This is a genomic window from Streptomyces sp. SD15 (assembly GCF_054462255.1).
Genome location: NZ_JBTLMO010000001.1, coordinates 310,524 through 327,183 on the forward strand (window position 1 = coordinate 310,524; position 16,660 = coordinate 327,183).

The 16,660-nt window shown below is 69.4% G+C and carries 15 protein-coding genes; 8 read left to right on the forward strand and 7 right to left on the reverse strand.

Annotated elements, in window-relative coordinates; genetic code table 11:
• Window positions 1–10: 10 nt before the first annotated feature.
• The 3 genes from ACX28W_RS01350 to ACX28W_RS01360 all read right to left on the reverse strand — a co-directional run bounded on the left by ACX28W_RS01350 (window position 11) and on the right by ACX28W_RS01360 (window position 3,834).
• The gene (locus ACX28W_RS01350; RefSeq protein ID WP_458996884.1) at window positions 11–1,030 is read right to left on the reverse strand and encodes an ABC transporter permease; all 1,020 of its coding nucleotides are present in this window, start codon (window positions 1,028–1,030) and stop codon (window positions 11–13) included.
• The gene (locus ACX28W_RS01355; protein WP_458996885.1) at window positions 1,027–2,544 is read right to left on the reverse strand and encodes a sugar ABC transporter ATP-binding protein; all 1,518 of its coding nucleotides are present in this window, start codon (window positions 2,542–2,544) and stop codon (window positions 1,027–1,029) included. The genes ACX28W_RS01350 and ACX28W_RS01355 overlap by 4 nt, the downstream gene beginning before the upstream one ends.
• Before the next feature lie 108 nt (window positions 2,545–2,652).
• Window positions 2,653–3,834, reverse strand: coding sequence for an ROK family transcriptional regulator (locus tag ACX28W_RS01360; protein ID WP_458996886.1), 1,182 nt, complete (start codon window positions 3,832–3,834; stop codon window positions 2,653–2,655).
• Window positions 3,835–4,098: 264 nt separating this feature from the next.
• On the opposite strand from ACX28W_RS01360, the gene ACX28W_RS01365 reads away from it, so the two are divergent.
• Genes ACX28W_RS01365 through ACX28W_RS01375 form a run of 3 tightly spaced genes read left to right on the forward strand, consistent with a single transcriptional unit; the run spans window position 4,099 to window position 6,210 of the window.
• Entirely contained in the window at window positions 4,099–4,554 is a 456-nt protein-coding gene (locus tag ACX28W_RS01365) for a DUF4231 domain-containing protein (protein ID WP_458996887.1), read from the forward strand.
• Between the two features lie 9 nt (window positions 4,555–4,563).
• Window positions 4,564–5,910, forward strand: a complete 1,347-nt coding sequence (locus ACX28W_RS01370; protein WP_458996888.1) for a toll/interleukin-1 receptor domain-containing protein — start codon at window positions 4,564–4,566, stop codon at window positions 5,908–5,910.
• A gap of 3 nt (window positions 5,911–5,913) precedes the next feature.
• Complete coding sequence (locus tag ACX28W_RS01375) at window positions 5,914–6,210, forward strand: RyR domain-containing protein (protein WP_458996889.1); 297 nt, start codon at window positions 5,914–5,916, stop codon at window positions 6,208–6,210.
• A gap of 56 nt (window positions 6,211–6,266) precedes the next feature.
• On the opposite strand, the gene ACX28W_RS01380 is transcribed toward ACX28W_RS01375, so the two are convergent.
• From ACX28W_RS01380 to ACX28W_RS01395, 4 genes are all read right to left on the reverse strand, one after another.
• Window positions 6,267–6,944 carry a GntR family transcriptional regulator gene (locus ACX28W_RS01380; RefSeq protein ID WP_458996890.1) on the reverse strand — a complete coding sequence of 226 codons (678 nt, stop codon included), beginning with the start codon at window positions 6,942–6,944 and terminating at the stop codon, window positions 6,267–6,269.
• 161 nt (window positions 6,945–7,105) lie between these two features.
• Entirely contained in the window at window positions 7,106–8,044 is a 939-nt protein-coding gene (locus tag ACX28W_RS01385; protein WP_458996891.1) for a beta-ketoacyl-ACP synthase III, read from the reverse strand.
• Window positions 8,045–8,312: 268 nt separating this feature from the next.
• On the reverse strand, window positions 8,313–8,453 hold the full coding sequence (locus ACX28W_RS01390; protein WP_362071096.1) for an MFS transporter small subunit: 141 nt from the start codon (window positions 8,451–8,453) through the stop codon (window positions 8,313–8,315).
• Complete coding sequence (locus ACX28W_RS01395) at window positions 8,419–9,753, reverse strand: OFA family MFS transporter (protein WP_458996892.1); 1,335 nt, start codon at window positions 9,751–9,753, stop codon at window positions 8,419–8,421. Before ACX28W_RS01395 ends, ACX28W_RS01390 begins: the two co-directional genes overlap by 35 nt.
• A 246-nt stretch (window positions 9,754–9,999) precedes the next feature.
• On the opposite strand from ACX28W_RS01395, the gene ACX28W_RS01400 reads away from it, so the two are divergent.
• From ACX28W_RS01400 to fdhD, 5 genes are read left to right on the forward strand one after another with little or no spacing between them, the layout of a single operon-like run.
• Window positions 10,000–10,971, forward strand: coding sequence for a 2-dehydropantoate 2-reductase (locus ACX28W_RS01400; protein ID WP_458996893.1), 972 nt, complete (start codon window positions 10,000–10,002; stop codon window positions 10,969–10,971).
• Window positions 10,968–12,887 (forward strand): molybdopterin oxidoreductase family protein, encoded by a 1,920-nt coding sequence (locus ACX28W_RS01405; RefSeq protein WP_458996894.1) that lies wholly within the window; start codon window positions 10,968–10,970, stop codon window positions 12,885–12,887. The genes ACX28W_RS01400 and ACX28W_RS01405 overlap by 4 nt, the downstream gene beginning before the upstream one ends.
• Before the next feature lie 4 nt (window positions 12,888–12,891).
• Window positions 12,892–14,826 carry an NADH-ubiquinone oxidoreductase-F iron-sulfur binding region domain-containing protein gene (locus tag ACX28W_RS01410; protein WP_458996895.1) on the forward strand — a complete coding sequence of 645 codons (1,935 nt, stop codon included), beginning with the start codon at window positions 12,892–12,894 and terminating at the stop codon, window positions 14,824–14,826.
• A gap of 28 nt (window positions 14,827–14,854) precedes the next feature.
• Entirely contained in the window at window positions 14,855–15,715 is an 861-nt protein-coding gene (locus ACX28W_RS01415) for a 2Fe-2S iron-sulfur cluster-binding protein (RefSeq protein ID WP_458996896.1), read from the forward strand.
• 7 nt (window positions 15,716–15,722) lie between these two features.
• Window positions 15,723–16,571, forward strand: coding sequence for a formate dehydrogenase accessory sulfurtransferase FdhD (gene fdhD / locus ACX28W_RS01420; RefSeq protein WP_458996897.1), 849 nt, complete (start codon window positions 15,723–15,725; stop codon window positions 16,569–16,571).
• Window positions 16,572–16,660: the final 89 nt, after the last annotated feature.

Below are 16,660 nucleotides of genomic sequence, written 5' to 3' on the forward strand. Positions count from 1 at the left end.
CCTTCCCGTGTCAGGTCGTGCTTGCGGTACGCCGTTGGACCAGGACCGCGGCGACGATGATCGCGCCCTTGGCGATCTGCTGGACGTCGCTCTGCAGGTTGTTCAGCGCGAAGATGTTGGTGATCGTGGTGAAGATCAGTACGCCGAGCACCGAGCCGGTGATGGTGCCGCGGCCCCCGCTGAGCAGCGTGCCGCCGATGATCGCGGCCGCGATGGCGTCGAGTTCGTACAGGTTGCCGTTGGTGTTCTGGCCCGAGCCGGACAGAATGATCAGCAGGAAGGCGGCGATGCCGCAGCACAGTCCGGAGAGGAGATAGAGGTACAGCCGCTGCCGCCGTACGTCGATGCCCGCGAGCCGTGCGGCCTCGGCGTTGCCGCCTACGGCGACGGTGCGCCGGCCGAAGGTGGTGCGGTTGAGAATCAGCCAGCCGACGATCGTGACGGCCGCGAAGACGAGCACCAGCGGAGGAATCCCCAGCACGTACGAGTCGCGCTCGCCGAGCTTCAATATTCCGTCCACACTGACGACTTGAGTCTGGCCGTCGGTGATCTGGAGGGCAAGGCCCCGGGCCGAGGCGAGCATGGCGAGCGTCGCGATGAACGGGACCATCGCGCCGTACGCGATGAGCAGGCCGTTGACCAGGCCGCAGCCCACGCCGACGAGCACCGCGGTGAAGAGGATGCCCGCGAAGCCGTACTCCTGGGTGGCCACCGTCGTCGCCCACACCGAGGAGAGCGCGACGATCGCGCCGACCGACAGATCGATGCCGCCGGAGGTGATGACGAAGGTCATGCCCACGGTGACGACGCCGATCACCGAGGCCTGGGTGAGGACGAGTTGGAGGTTGCGGGTGTCGAGGAACTCGTCGGGCTTGGTGATGCCGCCGATGACGATCAGGGCGGCGAGCACACCGAGGAGCGAGAGGGTGCGGACGTCGGCGCGGGCCACGAGCGTGCGCCATGCGGGGAGTTCGGTCATCGGCGGCACCTTGTCGGTGCTGCCCCGCGGCGGGGATACGGGCTGCGTCATGACGCCGGGCTTCCTTCCATCACGAGGTCGAGTACGCGGTGTTCGTCGAGCTCCCGGGCGGGCGCCGTGTGGACGACGCGGCCCTCCCGGAGCACCAGCACGCGGTCGGCGAGGCCCAGCACTTCGGGGACTTCGCTGGAGACCAGCAGAACGGCGAGGCCCTCGTCGGCGAGGCGCCGGATGACCGCGTACAGCTCGGCGCGGGCGCCGACGTCGACCCCGCGGGTCGGTTCGTCGAGCAGCAGCACACGGCAGCCGCGCAGCAGCCAGCGCGCCAGGACGGCCTTTTGCTGATTTCCGCCGGACAGGGTCCGGATCGGGACGGACGGGTTGTCGGGGCGCAGCGACAGCTCGCGGGTGGCCGTCCGTGCGGCCCCCTGCTCGGCACTCCGGTCGATCCAACCCCCGCGTGAGAAGCGGGACATGGAGGACACCGACACATTGCGCGTGACGGACTCCAGCATCAGCAGGGCCTGGGCCTTGCGCTCCTCGGGGGCGAGCCCGAGTCCGGCACGGACGGCGGCGCCGACGCTGCCGGGATGCAACGGGCGTCCGTCGACCAGGACTTGACCTGCCGTCGGCTTCCGCGCCCCGTAGATCGTCTCCAGGATCTCGGAGCGTCCGGAGCCGACGAGCCCGGCCAGGCCGACGATCTCGCCGGGGCGCAGGTCGAGGTCGAGCGGTGCGAACTCGCCCTCGCGGGCGAGGCCTTGAACCTTCAGTACGGGTTCGGACGACGGCGTGCGGGTGGGCCGGTCCGGGAAGACGTACTCCACATTGCGTCCCGTCATCAGCGCCACGATGTCGCGCGTCGGCGTGGACTTCGCGGGCAGTCCGCCCGCCACCGCCCGGCCGTCCTTCAGCACGGTCACGCGGTCGCCGATACGGCGGATCTCCTCCAGCCGGTGCGAGATGTAGACGACGGCGACTCCGTCCGCGGTGAGGTCGCCGACGATGCGGAAGAGGTTGTCGACCTCGTCGGGGTCGAGGGCCGCGGACGGCTCGTCCATGACGATGAGGCGTACGTCGTGCGAGAGCGCCCGTGCCATCGAGACGATCTGCTGCTGGGCGGCCGACAGCTCACCGACGAGTCGCGCCGGGTCGATCTCGGAGTGCCCAAGTCGCTTCAGCAGAGCGGCAGTTGAGACTCGGGCCGCTTTTCCCCGTACGACGAAGCCGGCGGCCGTGGGTTCATGCCCGAGGTGGACGTTCTCGGCCACCGACAGACCCTCCACCAGGTCGAGTTCCTGGTAGATGGTGGCGATGCCGAGGCGCATGGCGGCGATCGGAGAGCGGAGTGCGACGGGTGCGCCGCGCCAGCCGATGGTGCCGTCGTCGGGCTGGTGGGCGCCGGCCAGGACCTTGATGAGAGTGGATTTTCCGGCCCCGTTCTGGCCGAGCAGACAGTGGACTTCGCCGGCCAGGACGTCGAGGTCGACACCGTCGAGGGCCCGGACTCCGGGGAACGACTTGGTGATGCCGGACATGGTGAGCAGCGGTGGTTCTGGTGCCATGACGGTTCCCCTTGGCGGGCGTGCGGGCCGGTTTCAGGGCAGGGCAGAGCAGGGAGCTGTGCCGGTGAGGTGACGAAGAGAGATAGGGCGCGGTGGCTCTTGCGAGCGCTACGCGGGAGAGAACAGATGGTCGCTGATGAGCCGAGCCGCGCCGATGACTCCGGCCGTCGGCCCCAACTCCCCCAGCACGATGGGTAGATTGCCGGTCGCCAGCGGCAGCGACTGGCGGTAGACCTGGGTGCGGATCGCGGCGAGCAGGGTATGGCCGAGACCCGTCACCCCGCCGCCGATCACCACCAGGCCCGGATTGAAGAAACTGACCAGCCCGGCGATGACCTGGCCGGTGCGGTTGCCGCCCTCGCGGATCAGGCCGAGCGCGGTGGCGTCTCCCGCGGCGGCCGCGGCGGCGACGTCGACGGCGCTCAGACTGCCCGCCGCCTCCAGCCGGGAGGCCAACTCCTGCGAATGTCCCTGCTGGGCGGCCTCTGTGGCGTCGCGGGCGAGCGCGGCCCCACTGAAATGAGCCTCCAGGCAACCCCGGTTGCCGCAGGCGCACGGACGCCCGTCGGGCACGGCCTGGATGTGCCCGATGTCTCCGGCGCTGCCCGTCGTACCGCGGTAGACCTCACCGCCGACGACGATGCCGCAACCGATACCCGTTCCGATCTTGACGCAGAGGAAGTCGCCCACGGAGCGTGCGACGCCCGCGTGCTGCTCCCCCATGGCCATGAGGTTCACGTCGTTGTCGACCATGACGGGACAGCCGAGGTCCTGACTGAGCGCCTCGCGAACCGGGAAGCCGTCCCAGCCGGGCATGATCGGCGGGGCGACAGGAACACCCTCGGGGAAACGGACCGGCCCCGGCACGCCGATTCCGGCGCCGTCGAACCCTTCCGCGAGCCCTGATGCCTTCAACTTGGCGGCCATGGACAGGACTTGCTCGAAGACCGCGACCGGTCCTTCGCGGACGTCCATGGGCTGGTTGATGTGGCCCAGGACCTCCAGTTCTGGATTGGTGACGGCCACGTCGATCGAGGTCGCCCCGATGTCGACGCCGAGGAAACGCAGCCCCGGTGCGAGCCGGATGTTGTGGGAGCGGCGGCCGCCGCGGGATGCGGCGAGTCCGTCGGCTGCCACGAGCCCGGTCTCCAGGAGCCGTTCCACCTCGACGGCCAGCTTCGACCGCGAGAGGTCGACCTGATCGCCCAGCTGGGCCCGGGAGTTGGGGCCGCCGTCTCGCAACAGGCGTAGCAGCCGGGCCTGGTGCGCATTCGCGGGTCGAGCTGTCATACGTCTCACGAGCCCCTCCCCGCCTCGATCGGCCTGCGCCAGTTGGGTTCCGGCCACTTCTGTATGGCTTGCTTTCGAGTGGAACGTAGCAGCGGTTGCCGGGGCTGGGAAGAAGTTGCGCAGAGATCGCCCACAACTTTCTCCACTCAGAGGACAAAGAACGGTTGCGCGGCGGTCCGGCTCCACGGTCATGGGCAACCGAGTGACGTCGCGGCTACCCTGTGTCTGCGGGCAGAAGTGGTCGTCAAGTGCTGGGGGGAGCGCATGGTGCCGGAGACGTCGCGCGAGGAGTTCCCGGACCCCGGCTATGCCCTGGGCATAGCCAACGGGTCCTACGAGTGGTACCGAGCCGCGGCCATCAAGGCCCGCAGGTACTTCCGGCTGTCCGATGTCCTGCAGTTGATCCTCTCCGCGGCCATTCCGGTTTCGGCGGTCATCGTGCCCGGGAACGCGCGCATACCCGCGGTCCTGGGCGGCCTGGTCGTCGTCATCACCGGGCTGCGCTCCACCTTCCACTGGCAGGACGACTATCTCCGGTTCAGCCAGGCACGCGAGGCCGTCGAGACGGAGCGCCGGCTGTATCTGACCGCCTCCAGGCCGTACGACGACGAGAGCACCCGGGACAAGAACCTCGCCGCCAGTGTGTCGCGGATCGAACAGCGGGAAATGGGCACCTGGGTTCAACTCTCGAGCCCGCGCAACGAGTCCACGGGGAAGTGAACAGCGGTCATGGTCGCGGCACGCCGGATTCCCACGTACTTCAGCCACAGCTATCGGCGGGAAGACCGCGATATCAACGAGTTCTTCTGGCGCGCCTTCGACGCTCAGGGATTCGGATTCACGGTCGACCCGCAATCCGCCGGCGCGCTGTCCACCTGTCATCTGGAGATGACCATGCGACGCAGTGCCTGCTTCGTCGGCGTGGTGACCCTGCGCCGGGATCAGTCCGCCTACAAGTGTTCGCCGTTCATCGTCTACGAGTACGGGCTGGCGGCACGGGCCGTCAAACCCCTGCTGGTCTTTGTCGAGAAGGGTGTCCCCGGGTACCACTTTCCCAATGTCCAGGAGCGGTTCGTCTTCGACCGGGACGAGCTGGACACCTATGGCGGCTTCGAGCAGCCGATCCGGCAGCTCGCCCTCAAGGCACAGGGTTACTCCTCAGCGGGAGACCAGCTGGTCGGCGAAGTGGGGCTCGCGGTACCCGACACTCCCGCGTACCGGGCGGCGAAGCCCCTGATCACCCAGACCCTGGCGAAGTTCGGGTACGCGGTGAAGGAGGTGGACGTCGCCTTCAAGGATCAGGCGAAGATTCCCCTCCAGCTCGACCCGCTCGACTTCGTCGTCATCGACATCGGCGGTCAGGAGCCTCTTGACCGGCTCTTCCATCTGCTTCTCGGCCGGTCCATCCCGACCCTGAACGTCATTCACCACGACCCCGCGGGCGGTCCGCGGCCGGGCGTCCCGGACCTGGTCGTGGGCGAAACCCTGCGCGACGCCACCTTCGAGCAGGATTCCGTGCTGTGGTGGAACAGCCCCGGTGAATTCGCCGCTCGGCTGGAGCAGCAGTTGGAGCGGTTCGACCTTCCTCGGCAGCAGTTCCGCAATCTCGACGAGGGGATCGGATACATCCGCAGCACCGGCCGCACCGACGGCAAGATCTTCCTCAGCACTGCGGGACCGGACGACGCGCTGTCGCGCGAGGTCGGACGTGCCCTCAAGCTCCAGAACTTCACGTTCTTCCACTACGTGTACAACAACACGATCCCGCGCGGCTCGAAATGGCAGGACCGGCTGGAGCAGCAACTCGCGGCGAGCCAGGTGTTCGCCCCACTGGTGAGCCAGGCCTATTGGCGCAGTGAATGGTGCAGACGGGAATTGGCGACCGCCCGTCGGCTCAGCGACCAGGGGCGGCTGACCATCATTCCCTATTTCCTCGACGGCAGTTCCGAGGAACTGATCCCCGAACAGGGCGCGGACATCTCCGACCTCACCGAGGCCGAGCGGGTCGCGCTGATCGTCCAGGACATGGACGGCTTCTTCACCGGTCAGATCACCCCCGACTACTCCGGAACATGAGACATGGCAGAGAACGGCTGGACGCCGACTCCCCTTGACACCAGCGGAATCGAACTCGACGCGGGCCTGCTGGCGCTCGTCGAGGAACTCGCCGAGAACGCGCATGCCCGCTGGGCTCGGCGCCGCTTGGCGGAGGGCTGGCGTCCCGGTGCGGAGCGGAGCGACTCCGCGCTGACGCATCCCCTGCTCGTCCCCTACCCGGAGCTGCCGGAGCGGGAGAAGGAGTACGACAGGGAGCTTGCCGTGGAGACCATCAAGGTCGTCCTCAGCCTCGGGTACCGCATCGTGCCGCCGACTTAGGGCCTGTCCGGCGGATCATGCCGGAGACGCGGGGTCCGGCACGCCGAAACCGGTGGTCAGGACTTTTCGCGCTCGTGGTACGTCTTGCGCGTGTGCTCGGTGTGCGCGCGCATGACCTGGGTGGCGCGTGGCTCGTCGCGGTCGGCGATCGCGGCGATGAGGTCGCGGTGCTCGATCCAGGACTGCCGGCCGCGCTGCCGGGCGACCGGCGTGTAGTACCAGCGGACCCGTCGGTCGACCTGCGCGGCCAGTTCGGCGAGGACCGTGTTGCCGGCCAGTTCCATGACCTTCGTGTGGAAGCGGGCGTTCATCGCGACCGCGCCGTCCACGTCGTCGGCGGCGACCGCGCGCTCGCCCTCGGCGCACAGCTCCTCGAGCGCGGCGATGCCGGCGGTGCCCGCGTTGGCGGCGGCGAGCCGGGCCGCCTCGGCCTCCAGCAGCGTGCGCACCGTGAGAAGCTGGTCCGCCTCCTCCTCCGTCGGCTCGTGCACGAACGCGCCCTGGGCGGGCCGCAGATCGACCCACCCCTCCGTGTTCAGCCGCTGCAGCGCCTCGCGCACGGGCTGCCGGGAGACCCCGAGATGCCCGGCGAGTTCGCTCTCGACCAGGTGCTGGCCCGGCTGGAGGGCACGGGTCGTGATGAGTTCGAGCAGCGCTTCGTAGACACGGTCGCGCAGCGGGCCGGGCCGTTCGAGCCTGGGCACCGCCCCCTGCGGCAGTCCTGTCGACAACATCGCGGTCCCCCTCTTGCCAAAGCCACCGAATGCCAAAGCCATAGCCGTCGAAGAGCAGTATCAGAAAAGCCAGTATCGATTGTCTTTCGTCTACAGTCTACGGCGCACAATGGCCAGGGTCGGGGGAGGTCGAGCTCGTCACACCCTGCCGTCCGTGCACGTCACGGGCAGTGGACGACCTGTCCCGCGTACGACAGGTTGCCGCCGAACCCGAAGAGCAGCACAGGGTCGCCGGTGCTGATCTCGCCGCGTTCGACGAGTTTCGAGAAGGCGAGCGGGATGCTGGCGGCGGAGGTGTTGCCGGAGTCGACGACATCGCGTGCGACCACGGCGTTCACGGCACCGATCTTCGCGGCGAGGGGCTCGATGATGCGCAGGTTCGCCTGGTGCAGGACGACCCCGGCGAGTTCCTCGGGCGCGAGCCCGGCCCGCTCGCAGGCCTGCCGGGCGATCGCGGGAAGCCGCGTCGTGGCCCAGCGGTAGACGCTCTGCCCCTCCTGGGCGAACCGCGGGGGCGTGCCCTCGATGCGCACGGCGTGTCCCATCTCGGGCACCGAACCCCACAGCACCGGCCCGATACCGGGGTCCTGCGAGGCCTCGACCACCGCGGCCCCCGCCCCGTCCCCCACCAGGACACTGGTCGTACGGTCGCTCCAGTCCGTCACCTCGGACATCTTGTCCGCGCCGATGACCAGCGCCCTCGTCGCCGCCCCCGCGCGCACGGCATGGTCGGCAGTGGCGAGCGCGTGCGTGAAGCCCGCGCAGACCACGTTGACGTCCATCGCGGCCGGGGACGGGATGCCGAGGCGGGCGGCGACCCGGGCGGCCATGTTCGGGGAGCGGTCGACGGCCGTGGAGGTGGCGACGAGGACCAGGTCGATATCGCCGGGGGTCAGCCCCGCCGCCGCGAGCGCCTTGGCCGCGGCGTACGCGGCCAGTTCGTCGACGGGCTCGTCGGGCCCGGCGATGTGGCGTGTGCGGATGCCCACCCGGGTCCTGATCCACTCGTCACTGGTGTCGACCAGGCCCGCCAGGTCCTCGTTGGTGAGTACCTTGGCGGGCTGGTAGTGGCCGACGGCCGCGATGCGTGAGCCGTTCATTGGGGGGTCCCCTCGTTGCCTTGGGTAGCGGGATCCTCCAGTCTGATCAGTGACTCACGAGTACGACGGCAGCTGTTGCCACAGGAAAGGGGCGTCAGGCTTGTCGGCTTCTGTCAGGCACTCGGACGCCCGAAACAACGTCCGCATACCGTCACGTCGGGTCCGCATATCGTGCGTCCGCGTACCGTCCGACCGCACGCACGCCGTCCGACCGCACGCACGCCGTCCGTCCGTCCGTCCGCACACCGTCCGCAAGCATGCCGGGGCCTCACCCCGTGAACAGCTGCTTGGCCTTCAGTACGAGCTCGTACAGGCCGTAACAGAACGGCGCCCCCACCCACAGCCAGGTGAAGGCGATGAGCCCACGGCGGTCTTCAGGCGGACTGCTGGGGCTGGACGGAGTCGTCATCGGCGGCCTCCCTCGGTGCGGGGATGTGGTGGCGAGTGTGGACGGGTCGCACCAGCTCGTTGGCGACGAAGCCGACGGCCAGCAGCCCGATCATGATCAGGAACGAGGTCTCGTAGAGCGCCGAGCCGTGCTTGCCCGCCTCTTTCTGCCGGTCCGCGATCCAGTTGACGATCAGCGGGCCGAGGACGCCCGCCGTGGACCAGGCGGTGAGCAGCCGGCCGTGGATCGCGCCGACCTGGTAGGTGCCGAAGAGGTCCTTCAGATACGCGGGAATGGTTGCGAAGCCGCCGCCGTAGAAGGAGAGGATCACCAGCGCGCAGACGATGAACAGGGGCTTGGACGAGTCCCCGAACTGTGAGATCAGCAGATACATCAACGCGCCCACACCGAGATAGACGCGGTAGATGTTCTTGCGGCCGATCAGGTCGGACGTGGACGACCAGCCGATCCGGCCCGCCATGTTCGCCGCCGAGAGCAGCGCCACGAAGCCCGCGGCGGCGGAGACCGACACCGGTGTGGAGGTGTCCGCGAAGAAGTCCGTGATCATCGGGGCGGCCTTCTCGAGGATGCCGATGCCCGCGGTCACGTTCATGCACAGGATGACCCACAGGCACCAGAACTGCGGGGTGCGCACGGCGTTGTTCGCGGACACCTGCACCCCGTCGAGCGGCCCAGGGCCCGCTTTGACCGGCTTGTCGTCGCGCGGCACCCGCACCAGCAGCACGCCGAGCAGCATGAAGACGGAGTACGACAGCCCGTGCACGAGGAACGCGAGGGCGATGCCGGAGGAGTCGGAGCCGAAGGACTTCAGCATCTGCGCGGACCATGGCGAGGCGATCAGCGCGCCGCCGCCGAAGCCCATGATCGCGATGCCGGTGGCCATGCCGGGCCGGTCCGGGAACCATTTGATCAGGGTCGAGACGGGCGAGATGTAGCCGATGCCGAGGCCGATCCCGCCGACGAAGCCGTAGCCGAACACGATCAGCCAGTACTGCTCGGTGGCGGCGCCGAGCGAGGCGATCAGAAAGCCGGTGGAGAAGCAGACCAGGGCGACCGTCATCGCCCAGCGCGGCCCGTTGCGCTCCACGAGCGTGCCGCCGAACGCGGCGGACAGACCGAGCATGACGATGCCGAGCTGGAAGGGCAGCGCGCTCTGGGTGCCGCTGAGGCCGAGGGCGGATTCGAGCGGCGGCTTGAAGACGCTCCAGGCGTAGGCCTGGCCGATGGAGAGGTGGACCGACAGGGCGGCGGGCGGGACGAGCCAGCGGCTCCACCCAGGCGGTGCGACAGGGGGGCTCATGATCCCGAACGATAGGAAGCGGCCGCCCGGTTGGGAAGTTGTTCGGCACCAACTCGTCGACCGTATGCGGTGAGCGGTATCCACGGCGCGACGAACGGTCGGGCCCGATGACCCATCTCCGTCTCCACGGTCACCGGCCCAGGTGCTGCGCGAAGTCTTGCTGGTCCAAGTTCCATACTGTAGACAATATTTCGTCGACACAGTTTGCCAGTTCCTCGGTACCCTCGACCGAACGGAGCGCCCCCAGTGAAAGTCGCCGTTCTCGGCGCCGGTGCGATCGGCGCCTACGTCGGCGCCGCGCTGCACCGCGCAGGCGCCGATGTGCACCTCATCGCCCGTGGACCGCATCTGGCGGCCATGAGGCAGCACGGAGTCCATGTACTCAGCCCGCGCGGTGACTTCACCGCGCGCACCCATGCCACCGACGACCCGGCCGAGGTCGGCCCGGTCGACTTCGTCCTGCTGGGCCTGAAGGCCAACTCGTACGCGGCGTGCGGGCCGCTGATCGAGCCCCTGTTGCACGACACGACGGCGGTGATCGCCGCCCAGAACGGCATCCCCTGGTGGTACTTCCACCGGCACGGCGGCCCGCACGACGGCCACCGTGTCGAGAGCGTGGACCCCGACGGCGCGGTCAGTGCGGTGCTCGCGCCCGAACGGGCCATCGGGTGTGTCGTCTACGCCGCGACCGAGCTCGAAGGACCGGGAGTCGTACGACACCTCGAAGGCACCCGGTTCTCCATCGGCGAACCCGACCGCTCGCTCTCCCCGCGCTGTCGGGCGTTCAGCGACGCCATGCAGGCGGGCGGGCTCAAGTGTCCTGTCGAGCAGGACCTGCGCAACGACATCTGGCTCAAGCTGCTCGGCAACATCTCCTTCAACCCCATCAGCGCGCTGGCCCGCGCGACGATGCGGCAGATGTGCCTGCACGGCGGCACCCGCAGGGTCATCGAGATCATGATGACCGAGACGCTCGCGGTCGCCCAGGCCCTCGGCTGCGAGGTGGGCGTCTCCATCGAACGGCGGCTGGCCGGCGCCGAACGCGTCGGCGACCACCGCACCTCCACTCTCCAGGACCTGGAGCGCGGCAAGCCGCTCGAACTCGACGTGCTGCTGGCGGCCGTCGTGGAGCTGGCGGAGATCACCGAAGTCCCGGTGCCGACGCTCCGTACCGTCCACGCCATCTCGGACCTGCTCGCGTTGAGGAGCGCCGCATGAGGAAACGCGACCCGAAGATCTATGCCCGACTCACTCATCCGCTCGTCAGGGACTCGCGCGACCAGCCCTTCCGGCAGGCCACCTGGGACGAGGCACTGACCCGCGCTGCCGCGGGACTGAGTGCCGCACGCGGCGCCTTCGGCCTGTTCTCCTGCGCCCGTGCGACCAACGAAATGAACTACGTGGCCCAGAAGTTCGCCCGGGTCGTGATGGGCACGAACAACGTCGACTCCTGCAACCGCACCTGCCACGCGCCGAGCGTCGCCGGCCTGTCGGCGGCCTTCGGCTCAGGCGGCGGCACCTCCTCGTACGCCGAGGCCGAGCACACCGACCTCATCGTGATGTGGGGCTCCAACGCCCGCTTCGCGCACCCCATCTTCTTCCAGCACGTACTGAAGGGGATCAGGAACGGCGCCCGGATGTACGCGGTCGACCCACGCCGCACCTCCACGGCCGAGTGGGCGGAGAGCTGGCTCGGCCTGAACGTCGGCACCGACATCCCGATGGCGCACGCGATCGGCCGCGAGATCATCCACGCGGGCCTCGCCAACCACGCCTTCATCGAGCGGGCGACCAGCGGCTTCGAGCAGTACAAACAGCTGGTCGAGCCGTGGACGCTGTCGCTCGCCCAGAAGGTGACAGGCGTACCGGCCGCGGCGATACGGGAGTTGGCGCACGCGTACGCCCGCGCCGAGCGCGCCCAGCTGTGCTGGACACTCGGCATCACCGAGCACCACAACGGCACGGACAACGTCCGCGCTCTGATCAATCTGTCGCTGCTGACCGGGCACGTGGGCCGCTACGGCTCCGGGCTCCAGCCACTGCGCGGCCAGAACAACGTGCAGGGCGGCGGCGACATGGGCGCCATCCCCAACCGGCTCCCCGGCTTCCAGGACATCCTCGATCCCGACGCGCGGCTGAAGTTCGAGTCCGCCTGGGAGACCGTCATCCAGCCGCACTACGGGCTGAATCTGACGGAGATGTTCGAGGCCATGGAGGAGGGCACGCTCAAGGCCGTCTACTGCATCGGGGAGAACCCCGCGCAGTCCGAGGCCGACAGCGAACAGGCGGTGCGGCGGCTGAGCGCCCTGGACTTCCTCGTCGTACAGGACATCTTCCTCACGAAGACGGCCGAGCTGGCGGATGTCGTGCTGCCCGCGACCGCCGGGTGGGCGGAGACGGAGGGGACAACCACCAACAGCGAGCGGCGAGTTCAGCGGGTCCGCGCCGCCGTCATCCCGCCCGGCGAGGCCCGTGAGGACATCGACATCCTCTGCGACCTCGCCACGCGCCTCGGCCACGAGTGGAAGTACGCCGACGCCGAGACCGTGTGGAACGAGCTGCGGTCGGTGTCGCCGGACCACTACGGGATGACGTACGAGCGGCTGGAGGAGCACCAGGGCATCCAGTGGCCCTGCCCGGACCCCACGCGGCTCGAACCGACGTATCTGCACGGCCGGTTGTGGGCCGCGGACCCCGCCGAGCGGGGCCGTCTCGCGCCCTTCGGGCTCGTCCAGCACGACCCGCCGGTGGACCTGACGGACGAGGAGTACCCGATCCGGCTCACCACCGGGCGGCGGCTCGACTCGTACAACACCGGTGTGCAGAGCGGCGGTTTCGCGTCGCCGCTGCGGCGGGGCGAGTACGTCGAGCTGTGCCCGGAGGACGCGGAGCGCTACGGGGTCGTGGTGGGCGAGGACGTACGGGTGTCCTCGCGGCGCGGATCCGTCGTGGCACCCGTGTGGATCGACACCGCCCTGCGCCCCGGGCTCGCGTTCATGACCATGCACTTTCCCGACGAGGTGGACACCAACCAGCTGACGATCGAGGCGAATTGCCCGATCGCGGGGACGGCGGAGTTCAAGGCGTCGGCCATCCGGATCGAGAAGCTGCCGGCCCCGATTCAAGTGAGGTGATGTGGTGGACCTGCACTTCGGTGACAGCAAACCGACGGACGAGGAGCGGGCGGCCGTCGACGCGCTGCTCGGCCCTCCGGAGTCCTCGTGGGAGGGCGCCGACCGCTCCGACGCCGACCTCAGGTGGGCGCGCGGTGGCCGCGAGGCACGCGAACGCCGTGACCTGCTGTTGCCGGGGCTGCACGCGATCAACGATCGCGTGGGGTGGATCAGCGAGGGCGCCCTCGGCTACCTGTGCCGCCGTCTCACGGTGCCGCCCGCGGAGGCGTACGGGGTCGCGACCTTCTACTCGATGTTCTCGGTGAAGCCGCGCCCGGCGACCGTGCTCCATGCGTGCACGGATCTCGCGTGTGCGGCGGCGGGGGCGGCCGATCTGTGCGCGGGGATCGAGGCCCGACTGGGGCTCGGGAGTGGGGTTGCGGTCGAGCGGAGTCCTTGCCTGGGCCTGTGCGAGCGGGCGCCGGCGGCGCTGGTGATGCGGGCGGGGGCACCTGAGGGCGTTCTCGCCCCCGCCGCCCCTACCCTTCCCGTCCCCGGGGGCTCCGCCCCCGGACCCCCGGATCGGCCTGAACGGCCTCGTCCTCAAACGCCGGACGGGCTGACAAGGGCCACCGCCGTCATCGCACCCGCCACCGTCACCACCGCCGTCGTCGCCGCTACCACCCCCGGGGCCGCCCCCGACGAACCACCCGCCTCCGCCGCCGTCCCGCAGGCCGGCCAGGACGGACTGATCCTGCTGCGCCGCGTCGGTGTGGTGGACCCCACCGATCTGGACGACTACCGGGCGCACGGCGGGTACACCGCGCTGCGCCGGGCGTTCGCGATCGGTCCCGCCGCGGTGATCCGCGAGGTGACCGACGCGGGCCTGGTCGGGCGTGGCGGCGCCGCCTTCCCCACCGGCCGCAAGTGGCAGGCCACGGCGTCCCAGCCCGACCATCCGCACTATCTGGTGTGCAACGCGGACGAATCCGAGCCGGGCACCTTCAAGGACCGGCTGGTCATGGAGGGCGACCCGTACGCGCTCGTCGAGGCGATGACGGTCGCGGCGTACGCGGTCGGCGCGCACCACGGGTATCTGTATCTGCGCGGCGAGTACCCGCGCGCGCTGCACCGCATGGAGCACGCCATCGGGCAGGCACGCGCGCGTGGCCTGCTCGGCGACGACGTCCTGGGCCAGGGATACGCCTTCGACATCGAGATCCGGCGTGGTGCGGGCGCGTACATCTGCGGCGAGGAGACCGCCCTCTTCAACTCGATCGAGGGCTACAGAGGAGAGCCCCGTTCGAAACCGCCCTTCCCCGTAGAGAAGGGTTTGTTCGGCAAACCCACTGCCGAGAACAACGTCGAGACCCTGATCAACGTGCTGCCGATCCTCACCATGGGGGCGCAGCCGTACGCCGCCATCGGCACCCCCGGCTCCACGGGCCCGAAGTTGTACTGCGTGTCGGGGAGCGTGGACCGGCCCGGTATCTACGAGCTGCCGTTCGGGGCGACGCTGGGTGAGCTGTTGGAGTCGGCGGGGGTGCGTGAACGTTTGCGCGCGGTCCTTCTCGGCGGCGCGGCCGGCGGCTTCGTACGACCCGACGAGCTGGACATACCGCTCACCTTCGAAGGCACCCGTCAGGCGGGCACGACGCTCGGCTCGGGCGTGGTGATGGCCTTCGACGACACGGTTGAGCTGCCGCGGCTGCTGCTGCGGATCGCCGAGTTCTTCCGCGACGAGTCGTGCGGCCAGTGCGTGCCGTGCCGGGTGGGGACCGTGCGCCAGGAGGAGGCGCTGCACCGGATCGTGGAGCGCGCGGGCGCCGAGGCCGCGGGGGACATCGCGCTGCTGCGCGAGGTGGGCCGTGCCATGCGGGACGCCTCGATCTGCGGTCTCGGACAGACCGCGTGGAACGCCGTGGAATCCGCCATCGACCGCTTGGGGGCGTACGAATGACCGCGATCGACCGGACGGAGGCTGCCGAATGACCGTGACACCGCTGGGAATCCCCCGCCGTCTGCTGGAATTCACGCTCGACGGTGAGCAGGTGCGGGCTCCCGAGGGCTCGACGATCCTCGACGCCTGCCGGGCCGCCGGCAAGGACGTGCCCACCCTCTGCCAGGGAGACACGCTCACCCCGAAGAACGCCTGCCGCGTCTGCGTCGTCGAGGTCGAGGGCTCGCGCACCCTCGCCCCGGCCTGCTCGCGCAAGGCGGAGGCGGGCATGCAGGTGCGCACGGACACCGAGCGCGCCCGGCACAGCCGCAAGATCGTCCTGGAGCTCCTGGCCTCCTCGGTCGATGTGTCGACCACACCGAAGGTGGCCGAATGGATCAAGGAGTACGAGGCGAAGCCGGACCGCTTCGGCCCGGACGCCGCCCGCGTGGACGAGGAGCCGAGGATCGACAACGACCTCTACGTCCGCGACTACGACAAGTGCATCCTCTGCTACAAGTGCGTCGACGCCTGCGGGGAGCAGTGGCAGAACACCTTCGCGATCTCGGTCACCGGGCGCGGTTTCGACGCCCGGATCGCCGTCGAGCACGACGCCCCGCTGACGGACTCGGCATGCGTCTACTGCGGCAACTGCATCGAGGTCTGCCCGACGGGAGCACTGTCCTTCAAGTCGGAGTTCGACATGCGTGCGGCGGGTACGTGGGACGAGTCCGCGCAGACCGAGACGACCACGGTGTGCGCGTACTGCGGCGTGGGCTGCAACCTCACTCTGCACGTGCAGGACAATGACATCGTGAAGGTCACCTCTCCGCACGACAACCCGGTGACCCACGGCAATCTCTGCATCAAGGGCCGCTTCGGCTACCAGCACGTACAGAACCGGGACTGAACAGGACATGGGACGAGTCACGGAACGACGCAAGGTGATACGCATCCGGGACGGGGCCGTGAGCACCCGCCCCGACACGCTCGTCGCCGAGGAACCCCTGGAGATCCGCCTCAACGGCAAGCCGCTCGCGATCACCATGCGCACGCCGGGCGACGACTTCGCACTCGCGGCGGGCTTCCTGGTGAGCGAGGGGGTCCTCGCCGAACAGCAGGACCTCCAGAGCATCGTGTACTGCGCGGGCGCCACGGTGGACGGTTCGAACACATACAACGTGGTGGATGTGCGGACGGCGCAGGGTGTCGTCATCCCGGACATCACGCTCGAACGGAACGTCTATACGACCTCGTCCTGCGGCCTGTGCGGCAAGGCGAGCCTGGACGCGGTCCGTACGACGGCCCGCTGGCCCATCGCCGACACTCCCCCGGTCCGGGTGGAACCCGAACTGCTCGCGAGCCTCCCCGACCGGCTGCGCGCGGCCCAGCGGGTGTTCGACCGGACCGGGGGCCTGCACGCGGCGGCGCTGTTCACCGAGGACGGTGAGCTGGTCGACATCCGTGAGGACGTGGGCCGGCACAACGCGGTCGACAAACTGGTGGGCCGGGCACTGCAGAACGGCACGCTGCCGCTGTCCCGCACGATCCTGCTGGTCTCGGGCCGGGCCTCCTTCGAACTGGCGCAGAAGGCGGTGATGGCCGGGATTCCGGTCCTGGCGGCGGTCTCGGCTCCGTCGTCGCTGGCCGTGGACCTGGCCGCCGAGACAGGCCTGACCCTGGTCGGCTTCCTGCGCGGGGCCTCCATGAACGTGTACGCGGGCGAGCACCGCATCGCCCTGCGGGCCGCGGCCGCCCAGGGCTGACCGGCTCCCCGCGACACGGCGGCGGGGCCCCGAACGGCGGGGAGCGCCCCCTGCGCCGAAGGGGCCCCGTCCCCCCTTTTTTAGGGCTC